The sequence below is a fragment of the Streptomyces sp. cmx-18-6 genome, assembly GCF_046548915.1.
Classification (GTDB): Bacteria; Actinomycetota; Actinomycetes; order Streptomycetales; family Streptomycetaceae; genus Streptomyces.
Genome location: NZ_JAEBEP010000004.1, coordinates 165,497 through 182,851 on the forward strand (window position 1 = coordinate 165,497; position 17,355 = coordinate 182,851).

Annotated in this window: 16 protein-coding genes and 5 tRNA genes; 5 read left to right on the forward strand and 16 right to left on the reverse strand. The window is 70.5% G+C overall.

Going from position 1 to position 17,355, the window contains the following annotated elements:
* Window positions 1-218 precede the first annotated feature (218 nt).
* A complete protein-coding gene (locus ACLJPL_RS11440; protein WP_411080662.1) occupies window positions 219-452 on the forward strand; it encodes an Lrp/AsnC family transcriptional regulator in 234 nt (77 codons plus the stop codon).
* 214 nt (window positions 453-666) lie between these two features.
* On the opposite strand, the gene ACLJPL_RS11445 is transcribed toward ACLJPL_RS11440, so the two are convergent.
* From ACLJPL_RS11445 to ACLJPL_RS11455, 3 genes are read right to left on the reverse strand one after another with little or no spacing between them, the layout of a single operon-like run.
* A complete protein-coding gene (locus ACLJPL_RS11445; RefSeq protein ID WP_411080663.1) occupies window positions 667-1,842 on the reverse strand; it encodes a D-alanine--D-alanine ligase family protein in 1,176 nt (391 codons plus the stop codon).
* Window positions 1,843-1,876: 34 nt separating this feature from the next.
* Entirely contained in the window at window positions 1,877-2,887 is a 1,011-nt protein-coding gene (locus ACLJPL_RS11450; protein ID WP_411080664.1) for an NAD(P)H-dependent glycerol-3-phosphate dehydrogenase, read from the reverse strand.
* Window positions 2,884-3,636, reverse strand: coding sequence for a lysophospholipid acyltransferase family protein (locus tag ACLJPL_RS11455; protein WP_411080665.1), 753 nt, complete (start codon window positions 3,634-3,636; stop codon window positions 2,884-2,886). The genes ACLJPL_RS11450 and ACLJPL_RS11455 overlap by 4 nt, the downstream gene beginning before the upstream one ends.
* A 160-nt stretch (window positions 3,637-3,796) precedes the next feature.
* Here ACLJPL_RS11455 and cofC point away from each other — a divergent pair, with 160 nt between their 5' ends.
* Both cofC and ACLJPL_RS11465 read left to right on the forward strand, forming a co-directional pair.
* Complete coding sequence (cofC, locus tag ACLJPL_RS11460) at window positions 3,797-4,480, forward strand: 2-phospho-L-lactate guanylyltransferase (RefSeq protein WP_411080666.1); 684 nt, start codon at window positions 3,797-3,799, stop codon at window positions 4,478-4,480.
* Between the two features lie 10 nt (window positions 4,481-4,490).
* Complete coding sequence (locus ACLJPL_RS11465) at window positions 4,491-4,694, forward strand: hypothetical protein (protein WP_018509660.1); 204 nt, start codon at window positions 4,491-4,493, stop codon at window positions 4,692-4,694.
* Between the two features lie 122 nt (window positions 4,695-4,816).
* Here the strand turns inward: ACLJPL_RS11465 and ACLJPL_RS11470 are convergent, their stop codons facing one another.
* The 4 genes from ACLJPL_RS11470 to leuC all read right to left on the reverse strand — a co-directional run bounded on the left by ACLJPL_RS11470 (window position 4,817) and on the right by leuC (window position 7,959).
* Window positions 4,817-5,461 (reverse strand): HU family DNA-binding protein, encoded by a 645-nt coding sequence (locus ACLJPL_RS11470; protein ID WP_411080667.1) that lies wholly within the window; start codon window positions 5,459-5,461, stop codon window positions 4,817-4,819.
* 142 nt (window positions 5,462-5,603) lie between these two features.
* Window positions 5,604-5,831: a hypothetical protein gene (locus ACLJPL_RS11475; protein ID WP_015611645.1), complete on the reverse strand. Its 228-nt coding sequence runs from the start codon at window positions 5,829-5,831 to the stop codon at window positions 5,604-5,606.
* Between the two features lie 104 nt (window positions 5,832-5,935).
* A complete protein-coding gene (gene leuD / locus ACLJPL_RS11480; protein ID WP_411080668.1) occupies window positions 5,936-6,529 on the reverse strand; it encodes a 3-isopropylmalate dehydratase small subunit in 594 nt (197 codons plus the stop codon).
* Between the two features lie 2 nt (window positions 6,530-6,531).
* The gene (gene leuC / locus ACLJPL_RS11485) at window positions 6,532-7,959 is read right to left on the reverse strand and encodes a 3-isopropylmalate dehydratase large subunit (protein WP_411080669.1); all 1,428 of its coding nucleotides are present in this window, start codon (window positions 7,957-7,959) and stop codon (window positions 6,532-6,534) included.
* A 174-nt stretch (window positions 7,960-8,133) separates the two neighbouring features.
* On the opposite strand from leuC, the gene ndgR reads away from it, so the two are divergent.
* Window positions 8,134-8,850, forward strand: a complete 717-nt coding sequence (ndgR, locus tag ACLJPL_RS11490) for an IclR family transcriptional regulator NdgR (RefSeq protein ID WP_003966003.1) — start codon at window positions 8,134-8,136, stop codon at window positions 8,848-8,850.
* Window positions 8,851-9,030: 180 nt separating this feature from the next.
* On the opposite strand, the gene ACLJPL_RS11495 is transcribed toward ndgR, so the two are convergent.
* The 9 genes from ACLJPL_RS11495 to ACLJPL_RS11535 form a co-directional block, all read right to left on the reverse strand.
* Window positions 9,031-9,103: transfer RNA gene (locus ACLJPL_RS11495), tRNA-Glu, on the reverse strand.
* Window positions 9,104-9,123: 20 nt separating this feature from the next.
* Window positions 9,124-9,195, reverse strand: a tRNA-Gln gene (locus ACLJPL_RS11500).
* Between the two features lie 12 nt (window positions 9,196-9,207).
* Window positions 9,208-9,280, reverse strand: a tRNA-Glu gene (locus ACLJPL_RS11505).
* 60 nt (window positions 9,281-9,340) lie between these two features.
* Window positions 9,341-9,413 (reverse strand) — tRNA-Glu (locus ACLJPL_RS11510).
* A gap of 38 nt (window positions 9,414-9,451) precedes the next feature.
* Window positions 9,452-9,523: transfer RNA gene (locus tag ACLJPL_RS11515), tRNA-Gln, on the reverse strand.
* Between the two features lie 88 nt (window positions 9,524-9,611).
* The gene (locus ACLJPL_RS11520; protein WP_411080670.1) at window positions 9,612-10,331 is read right to left on the reverse strand and encodes an HAD family hydrolase; all 720 of its coding nucleotides are present in this window, start codon (window positions 10,329-10,331) and stop codon (window positions 9,612-9,614) included.
* 101 nt (window positions 10,332-10,432) lie between these two features.
* Window positions 10,433-11,917 carry a glutamate--tRNA ligase gene (gltX, locus tag ACLJPL_RS11525; RefSeq protein WP_411080671.1) on the reverse strand — a complete coding sequence of 495 codons (1,485 nt, stop codon included), beginning with the start codon at window positions 11,915-11,917 and terminating at the stop codon, window positions 10,433-10,435.
* Window positions 11,910-12,695, reverse strand: coding sequence for a fumarylacetoacetate hydrolase family protein (locus ACLJPL_RS11530; protein ID WP_097910920.1), 786 nt, complete (start codon window positions 12,693-12,695; stop codon window positions 11,910-11,912). Before ACLJPL_RS11530 ends, gltX begins: the two co-directional genes overlap by 8 nt.
* A gap of 94 nt (window positions 12,696-12,789) precedes the next feature.
* On the reverse strand, window positions 12,790-12,972 hold the full coding sequence (locus tag ACLJPL_RS11535; protein WP_411080672.1) for a hypothetical protein: 183 nt from the start codon (window positions 12,970-12,972) through the stop codon (window positions 12,790-12,792).
* A gap of 588 nt (window positions 12,973-13,560) precedes the next feature.
* On the opposite strand from ACLJPL_RS11535, the gene ACLJPL_RS11540 reads away from it, so the two are divergent.
* On the forward strand, window positions 13,561-17,346 hold the full coding sequence (locus ACLJPL_RS11540) for a nitrate- and nitrite sensing domain-containing protein (RefSeq protein ID WP_411080673.1): 3,786 nt from the start codon (window positions 13,561-13,563) through the stop codon (window positions 17,344-17,346).
* Window positions 17,347-17,355 lie beyond the last annotated feature (9 nt).

Consider the following 17,355-nt stretch of genomic DNA (forward strand, 5'->3'; position numbering starts at 1 on the left):
GCCCCGGACACCCGTCCGGGCCCCCGGTCGCGAGCCGTCACTGCTGTCGGTACGGTCAGGAGAGCTGCCCGTACCGTCAAGAGACACGTCAACTTCTGCGCCCTGTACGCCACGCTGTGGACGTCATCCGGCCCGTAGGTCTCCCCGTCGCCCTCGGCAACGCGATAACGTGGCGTCCCTTTCCCCCACATGATCCTCGTGGCCGCCCTGGAGGTTCCGTGGTACAGGCGTACATCCTCATTCAGACCGAGGTGGGCAAGGCGTCGATCGTCGCCGAGACCATTTCCAAGATTCCGGGAGTCATCCAGGCAGAGGACGTCACCGGTCCGTACGACGTGATCGTGCGGGCCCAGGCCGAAACGGTCGATGCACTCGGCCGCATGGTGGTCGCCAAAGTGCAGCAGGTGGACGGCATCACGAGAACTCTGACCTGCCCGGTCGTCCACCTCTGACCCCCGTCCGGGCCGGGCCGGTGACGTGTTCCCGCCGCCGGTCCCCGCGCTCGACATCTCTTCTCGGTCCGTCCGCTGCCGTGCTCGTGCCGGCCGCGGCGGGCCCTCGCGCCTGCGGCGCGCGGCCTTCGGTCCACGGTCCCCGCCCCGGCACCGTGCGCCTGTGCGCGCTGACGGGGCGATCGTACTGTGCCGGGGCGGTCGTCCGGGTGGTTCAGCGCAGTCCGGTGGAGCGGGTCAACGCGGCCTGGATCAGCCGGTCGACCAGTTCCGGGTAGCTGACGCCGCTCTCCTGCCACATGCGCGGGTACATGGAGATCGGGGTGAACCCCGGCAGGGTGTTGATCTCGTTGATGACGAAGGAGCCGTCCTCGGTGAGGAAGAAGTCGGCGCGCACCAGGCCCTCGCAGGAGGTGGCGTCGAAGGCGGCCACGGCGAGCCGCTGGACCTCGGCGGTCTGCTCCTCGGTGAGCGGGGCGGGCACCAGACCGGCGGCCGAGTCGATGTACTTCGCCTCGAAGTCGTAGAAGTCGTGCGCGGTGACCGGCGGGATCTCGGCCGGCACGCTGGCGCGCGGCCCGTCCTCGAACTCCAGCACCCCGCACTCGATCTCACGGCCGCGCAGCAGCGACTCCACGAGGAACTTGGGGTCGTGGCGGCGGGCCTCCTCGATCGCCGCGTCGAGGCCGGAGAGCTCGTCGACCTTGGTGATGCCCATGGAGGAGCCGCCGCGGGCGGGCTTGATGAACAGCGGCCAGCCGTGCTCGCCGGCGAAGTCCACGATCCGCTTGCGCACGGCGGAGGGGTCGTGGTCCCACTCGCGGGGGCGGACCACCTCGTACGGTCCGACCGGCAGCCCGAAGGAGATGAAGACCCGCTTCATGTACTCCTTGTCCTGGCCCACGGCCGAGGCGAGGACGCCCGCGCCGACGTAGGGGACGCCGGAGAGCTCGAGCAGTCCCTGCAGGGTGCCGTCCTCCCCGTACGGGCCGTGCAGCACGGGGAAGACGACGTCGACCTCGCCGAGCGCCTTGGGCACCGAGCCGGGTTCGCTGTAGACGACCTCGCGGCTGCCCGGGTCCACGGACAGGACGACGCTGCCCTCGGTGGACTCGGCGAGCCCGTCCACGTCGGGGACCTTGCGGTCGGTGATGGCCATGCGTTCGGGCTCGTCCGCGGTGAGCGCCCAGCGGCCGTCCGTCGTGATGCCGATCGGCAGGACGTCGTACTTCGTCCGGTCGATGGCCTTCATGACGGCGCCGGCCGTGACGACCGAGATGCCGTGTTCGGAGCTGCGGCCGCCGAACACGACGGCCACACGCGGCTTACGGCGCTGCTGCACAGGGCTCTCGGCGCGCTCAGGGCTCTGGGGGAGGTTCTCGCTGCTCATATCGCGATGAGCGTACCTGCTGGTAAGGGAGACGTCAGCGTCGCTCGGCCTTGGCGCTCCGCGACATCAGCTCCTTCACCGCGACGACCGGCGACTTGCCCTCGTGGACGATGGAGACGACGGTCTCCGTGATGGGCATGTCGACGCCGTGCCGGCGCGCCAGGTCCAGGACCGATTCGCAGGACTTGACGCCCTCGGCGGTCTGCTTGGTGACGGCGATCGTCTCCTGGAGCGTCATGCCCCGGCCGAGGTTGGTGCCGAAGGTGTGGTTGCGTGAGAGCGGCGAGGAGCAGGTGGCCACCAGGTCGCCCAGGCCCGCGAGTCCGGAGAACGTCAACGGGTCGGCGCCCATGGCCACGCCCAGGCGGGTGGTCTCCGCGAGGCCCCGGGTGATGAGGGAGCCCTTGGTGTTGTCGCCGAGGCCCATGCCGTCCGCGATGCCGACGGCGAGGCCGATGACGTTCTTCACGGCGCCGCCGAGCTCGCAGCCGACGACGTCGGTGTTGGTGTAGGGCCGGAAGTACGGGGTGTGGCAGGCGGCCTGGAGGCGCTGGGCCACGGACTCGTCGGCGCAGGCGACGACGGACGCGGCGGGGCGGCGCTCGGCGATCTCCTTGGCGAGGTTGGGCCCGGAGACGACGGCGACGCGGTCGGCGGAGACCTTGGTGACGTCCGCGATGACCTCGCTCATCAGCTTGGCGGTGCCGAGCTCCACGCCCTTCATCAGGGAGACCAGGACGGTGTCCGGCTCCAGGTGCGGGGCCCAGTCGGCGAGGTTGGCGCGCAGCGTCTGGGAGGGCACGACGAGGAAGGCGAACTCGGCTCCGCGCAGGGCCTCGGCGGCGTCGGTGGTGGCGCGGATCGTGTCGGGGAGCGCGATGCCCGGCAGGTAGTCCGGGTTGGTGCGGGTGGTGTTGACGGCCTCGGCGACCTCGGCGCGGCGTCCCCAGAGGGTGACCTCGCAGCCCGCGTCGGCGAGGATCACGGCGAACGCCGTACCCCATGAGCCGGTTCCGAAGACGGCTGCTTTTACGGGGTGCGTCACGTAGTTCCCTTTCCCTGCGCCCTGCGTCGTTGTTCGGCACGGGCTTTGCGGTGATCGTAGAGCTCGGCGGGGGCCTTCTCCCCGCGGACCTCCTCCAGCTGGCGGGTGATCGCGGCCATGATGACCTCGGTCGCCTCGCGCAGGACGTCGGGCGTCGGATCGAGACCGTGGAAGCGGCTGAGATCGACGGGCGGACCGGCCTGCACCTGGAGGGTCTTGCGGGGGAACAGCCGGAACTTGTTCTCCTTGGCGTACGGCGGCATCGCGAGGTTGGCGCCCCACTGGGCGACGGGGATGACCGGCGCCCGGGTCAGCAGCGCGACCCGGGCGGCGCCGGTCTTGCCGGCCATCGGCCACATGTCGGGGTCGCGGGTGAGGGTGCCCTCGGGGTAGAAGGCGACGCACTCGCCGCGCTCGATGGCGTCGACGGCGGCCCGGAAAGCGTCCAGCGCGTTGGTCGTCTCGCGGTAGACGGGGATCTGTCCGGTGCCGCGCAGCATCATCCCGACGAAGGGGGTGCGGAAGAGCCCGGCCTTGGCCAGGAGCCGCGGCACGCGTCCGGTGTTGTACTGGAAGTGGCCGTAGGAGAGCGGGTCCAGATAGGAGTTGTGATTGACGGCGGTGATGAATCCGCCATCGGCCGGAATGTGTTCCATTCCCCGCCAGTCGCGCTTGAACAGAATCACCAACGGCGGCTTGGCGATGACCGCCGCCAGGCGGTACCAGAAGCCGATTCTGCGGCGGGACACGGAAACACCCTTCTCTAAGAACCTCTGAAGACTTTGACCTGCTGCCGGCTACAGACGGTCAAGTCTCGCCCCAGGCCCCTGCTCTGTCGAGAACACCGTACGCCTCGCCTTCGCCACCGGTCCCCCTGGTTGTCGAACCGGCAGGTGAGAATAGGCCCCGATGCGTACGGAGGGGGAGATCGCCACGAACACCGATCCGGCGGGGACCTGGTCCCTGGTCGTTCCGCTGAAGCCGCTCGCACGGGCCAAGAGCCGCCTGGGGCGGGCGGCCGGCGAGCGGTCCCGGCCTCGGCTGGCCCTAGCCTTCGCGCAGGACACGGTGGCCGCGGCGCTGTCCTGCGACCGGGTGCGGGATGTGGTGGTCGTCACGGACGACGCGGTGGCCGGGGCGGCCCTTTCGGCACTGGGAGCGCGGATCGTGCCGGACGCGCCGGCGGCCGGGCTCAACGCCGCGCTGGCGTACGGCGCCCACGCGGTGCGGACGCCGGCGCCCGGTTCCCCGGTGGCGGCGCTCAACGCGGATCTGCCGGCCCTGCGCCCCCTGGAATTGGCGCGGGTGCTCGATTTTGCCTCCGCTTTTCCCCGCGCATTTCTCCGGGACGCGGCGGGAATCGGAACGACATTTCTGGCCTGCGCCGAGGGAACGGAATTGCGCCCCGCTTTCGGGGGCCGGTCCGCCGCCCGCCATCTGGCGTCGGGCGCGGTGGAAATAGCCCTGCCGGGCGTCGACTCGGTGCGCCGGGACGTGGATACGGGCGAGGATCTGCGGGTGGCCCTGGCCCTGGGAGTGGGCCCGCACACCGCGCGTCTCGAGGCCGCGCTGCCGCTCACGCCGGACCGATAGGCTGCCGCTCATGCAGGCGACCTCGTACACGTACGACCCCGAGACCCGTACCGGCAGTGTGCTGCTGGACGACGGCACCCCGGTGGAGTTCGACGCCCCGGCCTTCGACGCGGGCGGCCTGCTGCTGCTGCGTCCGGGGCAGCGGGTGCGGATCGAGGGCGAGGGCGAGGGCGCCGCTCTGCGGATCACGCTGGTGACGCTCCAGACGTTCTGAGACGTGCCGGCGTTCTGAGACGTGCCGGGTGGGCCGAACGGGGCCCCGGAAAGCCCGCGGGCCGGGCTCCCCCAGAGGGGAGCCCGGCCCGGCGCGTGTGAGGAGCGAGCGGGTGCCCGGTCTCACTTCTTGCGTGCGGTGGCCTTCTTGGCCGTGGTGGTGCGCGCCGTGGTCTTCTTCGCGGGCGCCTTCTTGGCCGTGGCCTTCTTGGCGGGCGCGGTCTTCTTGGCGGTCGCGGTGGCCTTCTTCGCCGGGGTCGCCTTCTTCGCGGCCGGCGTGGCCTTCTTCGCCGTGGCCGTCGTCTTCTTGGCGGTGGCCTTCTTGGCCGCGGCGGTGGTCTTCTTCGCCGGGGCCGTCTTCTTGGCGGTGGCCTTCTTGGCGGCCGACTTCTTGGCGGCGGCGGCCTTGACCGTCGTACGGGCGGCGGAAGATCCGCCCGAGAGGCTGCCCTTGGGGGCCTTCTTCACGGCCACGTCGTTCTTGGGGAGCTTCTTGGAGCCGCTCACCAGGTCCTTGAACCCCTGGCCCGCGCGGAAGCGGGGGACCGAGGTCTTCTTGACCCGGACGCGCTCACCCGTCTGCGGGTTGCGGGCGTACCGGGCCGGGCGGTCGACCTTCTCGAACGAGCCGAAGCCGGTGACCGAGACACGGTCACCGGCGACAACGGCACGGACGATCGCGTCGAGTACCGCGTCGACGGCGTCTGCGGCCTGCTGGCGGCCGCCGACCTTGTCGGCAATCGCTTCTACGAGCTGCGCCTTGTTCACGTCTTCCCCTTCGGAGACATTGCCGGAACGAAACTGTTCAGGCTTTTTCGCACGTTAGGCAGATATATACCGCAAATCAAACACGAAACGGGCTAATCACCCTAGTGCCGCAACGAAGTCGACCGATGCGCAGTTCCACGTGTCAGTCACCTTCGGGGAATCGGCCCTCATCGAGGTCCTTCATCAACCGGTCCAGACGCCTTGCCGCGTCCGGAAGATCGTGCTTCGCCGCGGCCGTGACGACCAGCAGCTTCCGGGACAGCGCCATCCGTACGCTCTCCGGGACTTGCAGTGCACGCACCTTCGCGTGCGCTTCCTTCAATCGGTCGGCGACTTGGCCATAGAGCTTGAGTTGGCTGTCGCGTTCCATGCACCGATTGTGCCATCTGGGGCGAGTTGTCGCCCGAGGGGGGCTCAACAAGCGACTGCGCCCCCTACCCGGAGGCAGGGGGCGCAGTCATGGAAAAGCGCTGCTCAGGCGTCAATTGTACGTGGTTTGTGGGTCGGCCTGGCCGCCTCGTAAGCCGCGATGTCCGCTTCGTTCTGAAGGGTGAGGCTGATGTCGTCGAGGCCGTTGAGCAGTCGCCAGCGGGCGTTCTCGTCCAGCTCGAAGTCGGCGGTGACGCCCTCGGCGCGGACCTGGCGGGACTCCAGGTCGACGGTGATCTCGGCGGTCGGGTCGGCCTCGCTCAGCTCCCACAGGGCGTCGACGACCTTCTGGTCCAGGACGACCGTGAGCAGCCCGTTCTTCAGCGAGTTGCCCCGGAAGATGTCGGCGAAGCGGGAGGAGACGACGGCCTTGAAGCCGAAGTTCTGGAGGGCCCAGACGGCGTGTTCGCGGGAGGATCCCGTACCGAAGTCGGGTCCGGCCACCAGCACCGTGGCGCCCTGGCGCTCGGGGCGGTTGAGGACGAAGTCGGCGTCCTTGCGCCAGGCTTCGAAGAGCCCGTCCTCGAACCCGTCGCGGGTGACCTTCTTCAGCCAGTGGGCGGGGATGATCTGGTCGGTGTCGACGTTGCTGCGGCGCAGCGGGACGGCCCGGCCGGTGTGCGTGGTGAAGGCTTCCATGGCTATCGGACTCCGGCGGGGGTACGGGTGTCGGACAGGTCGGCGGGCGAGGCCAGATGGCCCAGTACGGCGGTGGCGGCGGCGACCTGGGGCGAGACCAGGTGGGTGCGGCCGCCCTTGCCCTGCCGGCCCTCGAAGTTGCGGTTCGAGGTGGAGGCGGAGCGCTCGCCGGGGGCCAGCTGGTCGGGGTTCATGCCGAGGCACATCGAGCACCCCGCGTGCCGCCATTCGGCGCCGGCCGCGGTGAAGACCTTGTCCAGGCCCTCCGAGACGGCCTGGAGCGCGACCCGGACGGAGCCGGGGACGACCAGCATCCGTACGCCCTCGGCGACTTTGCGGCCGTCCAGGATCGAGGCGGCGTTGCGCAGGTCCTCGATGCGGCCGTTGGTGCACGAACCTACGAAGACGGTGTCCACGTTGATCTCGCGCAGCGGCTGGCCGGCGGTCAACCCCATGTACTCCAGGGCCTTTTCGGCGGCGTGGCGCTCCGAGGCGTCCTCGTACGAAGCCGGGTCGGGGACGTCGGCCGACAGCGGCGCGCCCTGGCCGGGGTTGGTGCCCCAGGTGACGAACGGGGCCAGCTCGGCGGCGTCGATGACGACCTCGGCGTCGAACACCGCGTCGTCGTCGGTGCGCAGGGTCTTCCAGTACGCGACGGCGGCGTCCCAGTCCTCGCCCCTGGGGGCGGCGTCGCGGCCCTCCAGATAGGCGAAGGTGGTCTCGTCGGGGGCGATCATGCCCGCACGCGCGCCGGCCTCGATCGACATGTTGCAGATGGTCATGCGGGCTTCCATCGAGAGGTTCTCGATGGCGGAGCCGCGGTATTCGAGGATGTAGCCCTGGCCGCCGCCGGTGCCGATGCGGGTGATGATCGCCAGGATCAGGTCCTTGGCCGTGACGTCCTCGGGCAGTTCGCCGTCGACCGTGATGGCCATGGTCTTCGGGCGGGCCAGCGGCAGCGTCTGGGTGGCCAGGACGTGCTCCACCTGGCTGGTGCCGATGCCGAACGCCAGCGCGCCGAACGCCCCGTGCGTGGAGGTGTGGGAGTCGCCGCAGACCACGGTGGTGCCGGGCTGGGTCAGACCCAGCTGCGGGCCGACCACGTGCACGACGCCCTGCTCGACGTCGCCGAGGGGGTGCAGCCGCACGCCGAAGTCGGCGCAGTTCTTGCGCAGGGTCTCCAGCTGGACGCGGGAGACGGGGTCGGCGATCGGCTTGTCGATGTCGAGGGTCGGGGTGTTGTGGTCCTCGGTGGCGATGGTGAGGTCGAGGCGTCGCACCGGGCGGCCGGCCTGGCGCAGACCATCGAACGCCTGCGGGCTGGTCACCTCGTGCAGGAGGTGCAGATCGATGAAGAGGAGGTCGGGCTCGCCCTCCGCGCGCCGGACAACATGGTCGTCCCAGACCTTCTCCGCGAGTGTCCTACCCATCGCTTTCCCTCCGGCCGGCGTCTTCGCCGGCCCAACTAGAGATTCGGTGCGCCGCCGTCCGGATCCCCGTGCGGGGCGGTGGCTGCGAGCCGTTGTGCGGCCGCCCCTACAGGTTCGCAACTTCCGCCGGAAATTGAACTTGCGTTTCACAGAGTGAGACGCGAGTATCGTCGTATGGACAACTCTAGCGGCGTCGGCGTTCTCGACAAGGCGGCTCTGGTATTGAGCGCCCTGGAGTCCGGTCCGGCCACCCTCGCCGGGCTGGTCGCGGCGACCGGGCTCGCACGACCCACGGCCCATCGACTGGCCGTGGCACTGGAACACCACCGGATGGTGGCGAGGGACATGCAGGGCCGGTTCATTCTCGGCCCCCGGCTGTCGGAACTGGCCGCCGCGGCGGGCGAGGACCGGCTGCTGGCCACGGCCGGACCGGTGCTCACCCACCTGCGCGACATCACCGGCGAGAGCGCCCAGCTCTACCGCCGGCAGGGCGACATGCGGATCTGCGTGGCGGCGGCGGAACGGCTGTCCGGACTCCGGGACACGGTGCCGGTCGGCTCCACGCTCACCATGAAGGCGGGCTCCTCCGCGCAGATCCTGATGGCCTGGGAGGAGCCGGAGCGCCTGCACCGCGGCCTCCAGGGCGCCAGGTTCACGGCGACGGCGCTCTCCGGCGTACGGCGGCGGGGCTGGGCCCAGTCGATCGGCGAGCGGGAACCGGGCGTCGCCTCGGTCTCGGCCCCGGTGCGCGGCCCCTCGAACCGGGTGGTCGCGGCCGTCTCGGTCTCCGGGCCGATCGAGCGGCTGACCCGTCACCCGGGCCGGATGCACGCCCAGGCGGTCATCGACTCGGCCGCCCGCCTGAGCGAGGCCCTGCGCCGCACGGGCTGACCCGTCCGCCCCCGCTCTCTTCTCCCTCTTCCCGGAAGGCCGCCCCAGCGCCGTGGCGGCCCTTTTTCTTACCCCCGCCAACAGCGGTGCGACGCGGGCCACTTGGCCCGGGAAGCCCTGGCCCGGACAAGCGACAAGGCCCTCCACCGAAGTGAAGGGCCTTGTCGTGCCGCTCTGTTGTACCCCCGACCGGATTCGAACCGGCGCTACTGCCGTGAGAGGGCAGCGTGCTAGGCCGCTACACAACGGGGGCGTGGTTACTGCTGACTTGCGCTGGGCTACCAGGACTCGAACCTAGAATGACGGTACCAGAAACCGTAGTGTTGCCAATTACACCATAGCCCATGGTGTGACAAGTACCCCCGACCGGATTCGAACCGGCGCTACTGCCGTGAGAGGGCAGCGTGCTAGGCCGCTACACAACGGGGGCCCTAGCGATCCTGCATCGAGAACGTGGGTGCGACCCAGGTGTTCTCGCGGGAAGGATCTGTACCCCCGACCGGATTCGAACCGGCGCTACTGCCGTGAGAGGGCAGCGTGCTAGGCCGCTACACAACGGGGGCTTGTCCTGCTGGTCTTGCTCGTACTGCTTGGTCTTGCGCTGGGCTACCAGGACTCGAACCTAGAATGACGGTACCAGAAACCGTAGTGTTGCCAATTACACCATAGCCCACTGAAATGCAACCCCTGGAGGGAGTTTCACTTCTGTCCGCGCTTCCCGGCCGGATCTTTCGGCCCGCTCGGGCGGCGCAGAAAGAACATTACCCGAAGGTGTCCGGCGCTCCAAAACGGGTATGGCCCGCCAGCACACCGGGAAGCTGGTCGAGACCGGTGATCGTCACGAGATCGGAGCGCCCGGCCCTGCCCCGCCGGTCGAGCCAGATCCCGGTCAGCCCGGCGGCCACGGCCCCGCTCGCGTCGATGTCCGGCTCGTCCCCCACGTACGCCACCTCGTGCGGCTCCAGCGCGAGCGCCTCGCAGGCCGCGTGGAAGGCGCCGGCCTCCGGTTTGGAGACGCCCAGCTCGACGGCGCAGACCATCGCCTCGAAGCGGTCCCGGATGCCGAGCGTGGTGAGCTTGCGGTGCTGGTGGTCGGTGCTGGAGTTGGAGAGGATCGCGTGCCGGTAGTCGGCCGCCAGCCGGTCGAGGACCGGCAGGACGTCCGGGAAGAGCGTCCAGGCGGCCTCGTAATGCGTCAGATGACCGGCGAACCAGGCGTCGGCCTCGGCGTCCTCCATGGCCCGCGACAGGAACTCCCGCACCCGGTCCCGGCGCTGCCCGAGGAAGTCCGTCTCCCCGGCGGCGACGCGCGCCCAGTGCCGGACGGTGATCGCCGTCCAGGCGTCGAGGGCCTCGTCGACGGTCGCGTACGTATCGGGGAGCCCTTCGCCCTCCAGGTGCTGCCGCATACCGGTGCGGTCGGCGCCCGCGTAGTCGAAGATCGTGTCGTCGATGTCCCAGAGCACGGCTCGGATCGGCATGGACGTCACGGTAGCCGCCCGCGGGCTGCCATGGGAGGCGAAACAGCCGAGGAGGGCCGCAAGCCGGTCGGCCGCGGCCCTCCTCGGGGGTGCTTCGGCGCTTACGCGGCCAGCTTCGCCAGCGCGGCGTCCACGCGGGCCAGGCTCTTCTCCCGGCCCAGGATCTCCAGGGACTCGAAGAGCGGCAGGCCGACCGTGCGGCCGGTCACGGCGACCCGGACCGGGGCCTGGGCCTTGCCGAGCTTGAGGCCGTGCGCCTCGCCGGCGGTGAGGACGGCGTTCTTCAGGGACTCCGGGTCGCTCCAGTCCGCCGCCTCCAGGTTGGCGCGGGCCGTGGTCAGGAGGGGGGCAGGGTCGCCCTTCATCGCCTTGGCCCAGGACGCCTCGTCCTCCACCGGCTCGTCGAGGAACAGGAAGTCGACGTTGTCGGTGATGTCGGAGAGCACCGTGACCCGGGTCTGGGCGTACGGGGCGATCCGCGTCCACTTCTCGGCGTCGAACGCCTCCGGGGCCCAGGGCGCGAACGGGGCCTTCAGCCAGGGGCCGCACGCCTCGGCGAACGCCTTCACGTCGAGCATGCGGATGTGCTCGGCGTTGATGTGCTCGCACTTCTTGAGGTCGAAGCGGGCCGGGTTGGCGTTGACGTCCTTGATGTCGAAGGCCGCGATCAGCTCGTCCACCGAGAAGATGTCGCGGTCCTCGGCGATCGACCAGCCGAGCAGCGAGAGGTAGTTGAGCAGGCCCTCGGGGAGGAAGCCGCGCTCCCGGTAGAGGTTGAGGGAAGCCTGCGGGTCGCGCTTGGAGAGCTTCTTGTTGCCCTCGCCCATGACGTACGGCAGGTGGCCGAAGGCGGGGGTCTCCTTGGCGATGCCCAGCTCGATGAGCGCCCGGTACAGGGCGATCTGGCGCGGGGTGGAGGAGAGCAGGTCCTCGCCGCGCAGGACGTGGGTGATCTCCATCAGCGCGTCGTCGACCGGGTTGACCAGGGTGTAGAGCGGGGCCCCGTTGGCGCGGACGATGCCGTAGTCCGGGACGTTCTCCGGCTGGACGGTGATGTCTCCGCGGACCAGGTCGGTGAAGGTGATCGACTCGTCGGGCATCCGGAAGCGGACGATCGAGCTGCGGCCCTCGGCCTCGTACGCCGCCTTCTGCTCGGCGGTGAGGTCGCGGCAGTGGCCGTCGTAGCCGGAGGGCTTGCCGGCGGCGCGGGCGGCGTCGCGGCGGGCGTCCAGCTCCTCGGTGGTGCAGTAGCAGGGGTAGGCGTACCCGGCGGCGAGCAGCTTCTCGGCGACGTCCTTGTACAGGTCCATCCGCTGCGACTGGCGGTAGGGGGCGTGCGGGCCGCCGATCTCGGGGCCTTCGTCCCAGTCCAGGCCCAGCCAGCGCATCGAGTCGAGCAGCTGGCGGTAGGAGTCCTCGGAGTCGCGCGCGGCGTCGGTGTCCTCGATCCGGAAGACCAGGGCGCCCTGGTGGTGCCGGGCGAAGGCCCAGTTGAACAGGGCCGTCCGGACCAGGCCCACGTGGGGGTTGCCGGTCGGGGAGGGACAGAAACGGACGCGGACCGGAGCCGCTGGTGCGTTAACCACGCTTGATCACCTTGTTGGTGAGAGTGCCGATGCCTTCGATGGTGACGGCGACCTCGTCGCCGACGTGCAGGGGGCCGACCCCTGCGGGGGTGCCCGTGAGGATCACGTCGCCCGGGAGCAGCGTCATGGCCTCCGTGATGTGGACGATCAGGTCCTCGACGGAGCGGACCATGTCGCTCGTGCGGCCGAGCTGCCGCTGCTCGCCGTTGACCGTCGCCTGGATGGTGAGGTCGTGGGGGTCCACGTCGGTCTCCACCCAGGGGCCCAGCGGGCAGGAGGTGTCGAAGCCCTTGGCGCGGGCCCACTGCTTCTCGCGCTGCTGCACGTCGCGGGCGGTGACGTCGTTGGCGCAGGTGTAGCCGAGGATGACGTCCTTGACCCGCTCGCGGGGGACCTCGCGGCACATGCGGCCGATCACGACGGCGAGCTCGGCCTCGTGGTGCAGGTCGTTGGAGAAGGAGGGGTACTCGATCGCGTCGCCGGAGCCGATCACCGAGGTGGTGGGCTTGAAGAAGGTGATGGGCGCGTCGGGGACCTCGTGGCCGAGTTCGGCGGCGTGCTCCGCGTAGTTGCGGCCGATGGCCACGACCTTGTTGGGGAGCACGGGGGGCAGCAGCCGGACCTTGTTCAGCGGGACCTTGGTGCCGGAGAGCTCGAAGTCGGCGTACGGAATGCCCTTGATGATGTCGAGGACGAGGTCACCGGATTCCACGGTGCCCTGCCCCTCGACGGCGCCGAAGGCGACATTGCCGTCGATGGAGAACCTGGCGATGCGCACGGGATGCTGTCGCCCCTCACTTGCTGGCTGACTGAAGACTGACGCTCCAGGCTAACGCCGCGGGAGGGGCACAGCTCGCGTATCCCGGCGGTGGCTACTGGGCCGCCGCGACCGGGGCTTCCATGAGGATGGTGCGGCGCGGGTTGGCCGTGACGGTGGGCAGTTCGGCGGCGTGCTCCGGCCGCTCCGGCGTGCGCAGCGCCTGGGCGTCCTCGAGGTGCGCGAGCGTGGTGCGCCGGGGGTTGGCAATGTTGCGGAACATCGTCGTGGTCTTCATCTGCCGTCAGGACCCTGTCGGTTCGGGCGTCGCCTCGGCGGCGCCGGCTTGTCGGATTCGCCATCCCTGTAAAGCGTCAGGCTAAACATCCGATTCCCTGCCGCAGTCCGGATGAGACGGCGATCATCATGTGAGTTTGCTCACGAGTTAATCGACAATTGACCTATTCCGGGCAGGTGATCATGGTGCGAGAAACGGACATTACCCCACTGAATCCACTATTCCGCTCCTGATCATCGCTACTGGGACACCCCCCACCCCTAAGCGACTCCTCCCGAATGGTCCGCTTTACACACGATCACGCTGCACGTCTCGTTACTCATTCATCACAACGTGTCACCCAGGTCACAGCCCGGTACACGGCCCTTGTTGGAGATCCTGCACTGTGCTGGAATTCCACGCACCGCCGCGGGTTTCTGACCGGCGCACCGGAGGCGCGACGCAGCGCCGAGCGGCGGCGGGAGGGGGAAAGAAGTACGCCGGTCACTCAACGACCACCATGGGGCGCGTCCAGCGCCCCACGACGCCGACACCGTTCTTGTCCGTCTACGCGCGGACGGAACGCCTGGTCCAGAGGTTGCGACGCTAGTGCAGGGACGTTTCAAGAGGGATGGCAGCGCTCCGGCGGAACAGGAGCCGCGCGGCGGGACCGACCGCGGTTCCTCGCCCCAGCACGCCCAGAACCCCGGGCCGGCCGCTGCCGGCGACAACGGCGACCGCGCGCAGCGCCCGGGCTCCACGACGAGTGGCGGTGACGGGCAGAACACGTCCGGAGAGTCCCGCGGCCCGGTCGACACGGGCTCGCGAATAGCACTCCGTAACTGGCGCATCAGTACGCGACTGATCTCGCTCCTCGCCCTGCCCGTGGTCGCCGCGACCACCCTGGGCGGTCTGAGGATCAACGAGTCCATGACCGACATGCAGCAGCTGGAGCACATGCAGCTGCTGACCAAGATGACCAAGCAGGCGACCTCGCTCGCCCAGGCTCTCCAGGTGGAGCGCGACCAGTCCGCCGGTCCGCTGTCCAACAAGGCCAAGGCGACCGACTACAAGGTCTCCCAGCCCCGCGAGAAGACCGACCGGGCCAAGGACACGTTCCTCGACGCGACCAACGAGATCGGCGACTTCGAGAACGACGACGCGCTGGAGAGCATCCACGCGAGCGTCGCCCAGATCGCCTCCCAGCTCGGCGACATCCGGTCGATCCGCAAGTCGGCGTACGAGGACGGCGCGCCGAGCCTCAACACCATCGACCAGTACAGCCAGCTGATCACCTCGCTGCTCAGCCTGTCCCAGGACATGGCCCAGGCGACCAGCAACCCCGAGATGATCAAGCGGACCCGGGCCCTGGCGGCGTTCTCCTCCGCCAAGGAGTACGCCTCGGTCCAGCGGGCGATCATCGCGGCCGCGCTGCCCGGCGGCTCGGTCAAGGAACCGCACCTCAACGAGAACGACAAGCAGTTCGGCTCCAACGCGCTCGACAAGGAGACGCGGGCCGTCAGCTCGTTCAAGGCGATCTACGGGTCGACCGGGCAGAGCGCGGTGGACCTGATGGCTCCGCTGGACAACGGCAACAACCCCGAGATCAACGCGGCGAACATGTACGCCAAGCAGATCCTCGACACCCCGAACGGGATCGAGGGGGCGCGGGTCCGCTCGTACATGGACTGGTACGACCAGAGCTCCACCAAGATCGACGCGATGAAGACCATCGAGACCACCCTCCTCAGCGACATGGAGGCCAAGGCGCGCGAGCTGCGCGAGGCGTCCCAGCGCGAGGCGATCGTCAACGGTGCGGTCATCCTCATCGTGCTCGGGGTCTCGCTGGTCGGCGCGTTCGTGGTGGCCCGCTCCATGATCCGCTCGCTGCGCCGCCTCCAGGACACCGCCACCCGGGTCGCCCAGGACCGGCTGCCCGAGCTCGTCAAGCAGCTCTCCGAGACCGACCCGCAGGACGTCGACACCTCCGTCGAGTCGGTCGGCGTGCACTCCCGGGACGAGATCGGCCAGGTGGCCGCGGCCTTCGACGACGTGCACCGCGAGGCCGTCCGCCTCGCCGCCGAGCAGGCCCTCCTGCGGGGCAACGTCAACGCGATGTTCACCAACCTCTCGCGGCGTTCGCAGGGCCTCATCCAGCGCCAGCTCTCGCTCATCTCCGAGCTGGAGTCGCGCGAGGCCGACCCGGACCAGCTCTCCTCGCTCTTCAAGCTCGACCACCTCGCGACCCGTATGCGCCGTAACGGCGAGAACCTCCTCGTCCTCGCGGGCGAGGAGCCCGGCCGCCGGTGGACCCGCCCCGTCCCGCTGGTCGACGTGCTCCGTGCCGCCGCGTCCGAGGTGGAGCAGTACGAGCGCATCGAGCTGTCCGCCGTGCCCGCCACCGAGGTCGCGGGCCGCGTCGTCAACGACCTCGTGCACCTGCTCGCCGAGCTGCTGGAGAACGCCACGTCGTTCTCCTCGCCGCAGACGAAGGTCCGGGTCACCGGTCACGCGCTGCCCGACGGCCGGGTGCTGGTCGAGATCCACGACACCGGCATCGGCCTCTCCCCCGAGGACCTCGCGGCGATCAACGAGCGGCTCGCGCAGCCGCCCACCGTGGACGTCTCGGTCTCCCGCCGCATGGGCCTGTTCGTGGTCGGCCGGCTGTCGCTGCGTCACGGCATCCGCATCCAGCTGCGCCCCTCCGACTCCGGCGGCACGACCGCGCTGGTCATGCTCCCCGTCGACGTCGCCCACGGCGGCAAGCAGCCCCCGTCCAAGCAGGGCCCCGGCCAGCAGCCCGGCGGCCTGCTCGCGGGCAACGGCAACGGAGCCGCGGGCGGCCAGCGCGCGGGCCTCGCCGGCGGTCCGGGCGCCAAGAGCCTCGGCTCCGCCCCCGGCGGCCAGCGCGGCCAGGTCGGCGCGGGCTCCGGTCCGCGTGCCGCCCTCCCCGCGCGGGACAACGGCCCCGGCCGCCCGCAGGGCCAGCAGAACAACGGGCCCCAGAACAACGGCCCGCAGAACCCGGGCGGCCCGAACCAGGGCGGCCAGCCCTTCCCCGGCCAGGAGCCGCAGCGCCAGGGCGGCGGCCTCTCCGGCGCGTTCGGCAACGGCGCCCGGCTCGGCGCGCGCGGCGGTCAGGGCGATGCCCCCGGCCGTACGGAGCCGGGTCAGCCCAACCTGTTCGGGCACGGCGCTCCGGCCTCCCCCGGGCAGAACGGCCGTCCGGGCCCGTTCGCCCCGCAGAACCAGCAGTTCCAGCAGAACCAGCAGGCCCAGCAGAATCAGCAGCCCCGGCCGCAGAACCAGCAGGGCCCCGGTGCTCCGCAGCCCCAGCAGGCCCGGCACGAGCAGAACGGCCCCGGCGGCCAGGGCGGTTACCAGCAGCCCGGCGGCCCCGGCCGTCAGCTGCCGCCGACCGGCGGTCCGCGTCCCGAGCTGCCCGGGGGCGGCCCGCAGGCACAGCGCCCGCAGGCCACCAGCTGGGGTGCGGACGCGCCGCGCGGTCACGAGGAGCACGACGCGACCGGGCAGTTCCCCCGGCCCTCGGGCCCCGGCCAGGACCAGGCGTTCAACGCCCCGCCGAACCAGCGGCCGCAGACCGGCCGCCAGGACCCCGGAGCGACCTCCGAGTTCGCCCGGCCGGACTTCTCCGCGCCGCAGGCCCCCCAGGGCCAGCAGTACGGCCAGTACCAGACCCCGCAGCCCCAGGACCCGGCGAGCACCGCGCAGTTCGCGCGGCCCGACTTCGGTGCGCCGGTCCAGCCGAACCAGGGCCAGCAGCTGCCCGCACCGCGTCAGCGCGGCCGGGACGGCAACGAGTTCGGCGCCCCGCGCCCCTCGGCGTCCCCGGCGGGCGAGGCCCCGCGCCGCCCCGCGCTGCCCCAGCAGCCCCACCAGCCGGAGGCCCTGCCGCCGGCCGGTCCCGGGGACGGGCGTACGCCGCTGTACGACACCCTGGAGACCAACTGGTTCCACGGACCCGGCCAGGGCGGCCAGCAGGGCGCCGAGCCGCAGGCGCCGGCCGCTCCCGAGCCCACCGGCGTACCCGTTCCGCCCGCGCCCCAGCGTGGTGCGGCCGACACCTCGGTCACCAGCTCCTGGCGGGCCTCGCCCAACGACGAGCTCGTACGACAGGCCGAGCGGGTCAAGAAGCCGGCCGCCGGCGGGGTCACCACCTCCGGGCTGCCCCGCCGCGTTCCCCGCGCCAATTTGGTGCCGGGGACCGCTCAGCAGCAGAATCACCAGTCCGGACCTCAGGTTTCGCGTGCGCCCGATGACGTACGCGGTCGTCTGACCAATCTCCGCCGGGGCATCCAGCAGGGTCGGCAGGCCAACAACGGCCAGTCGACCGGCAGCATCCATCTCGGCCCCACTCACCAGCAGGAGCGTTAGTTGAGCCCC

Coding starts and splice junctions, on each gene's coding strand:
- leuC (WP_411080669.1), bottom strand. CDS start 7,959: ATGGGTAGGACACTCGCGGAGAAGGTCTGGGACGACCATGTTGTCCGG.
- cofC (WP_411080666.1), top strand. CDS start 3,797: ATGCGTACGGAGGGGGAGATCGCCACGAACACCGATCCGGCGGGGACC.
- leuD (WP_411080668.1), bottom strand. CDS start 6,529: ATGGAAGCCTTCACCACGCACACCGGCCGGGCCGTCCCGCTGCGCCGC.
- ACLJPL_RS11445 (WP_411080663.1), bottom strand. CDS start 1,842: ATGAGCAGCGAGAACCTCCCCCAGAGCCCTGAGCGCGCCGAGAGCCCT.
- ACLJPL_RS11535 (WP_411080672.1), bottom strand. CDS start 12,972: ATGAAGACCACGACGATGTTCCGCAACATTGCCAACCCCCGGCGCACC.
- ndgR (WP_003966003.1), top strand. CDS start 8,134: ATGGACAACTCTAGCGGCGTCGGCGTTCTCGACAAGGCGGCTCTGGTA.
- ACLJPL_RS11475 (WP_015611645.1), bottom strand. CDS start 5,831: ATGGAACGCGACAGCCAACTCAAGCTCTATGGCCAAGTCGCCGACCGA.
- ACLJPL_RS11520 (WP_411080670.1), bottom strand. CDS start 10,331: ATGCCGATCCGAGCCGTGCTCTGGGACATCGACGACACGATCTTCGAC.
- ACLJPL_RS11465 (WP_018509660.1), top strand. CDS start 4,491: ATGCAGGCGACCTCGTACACGTACGACCCCGAGACCCGTACCGGCAGT.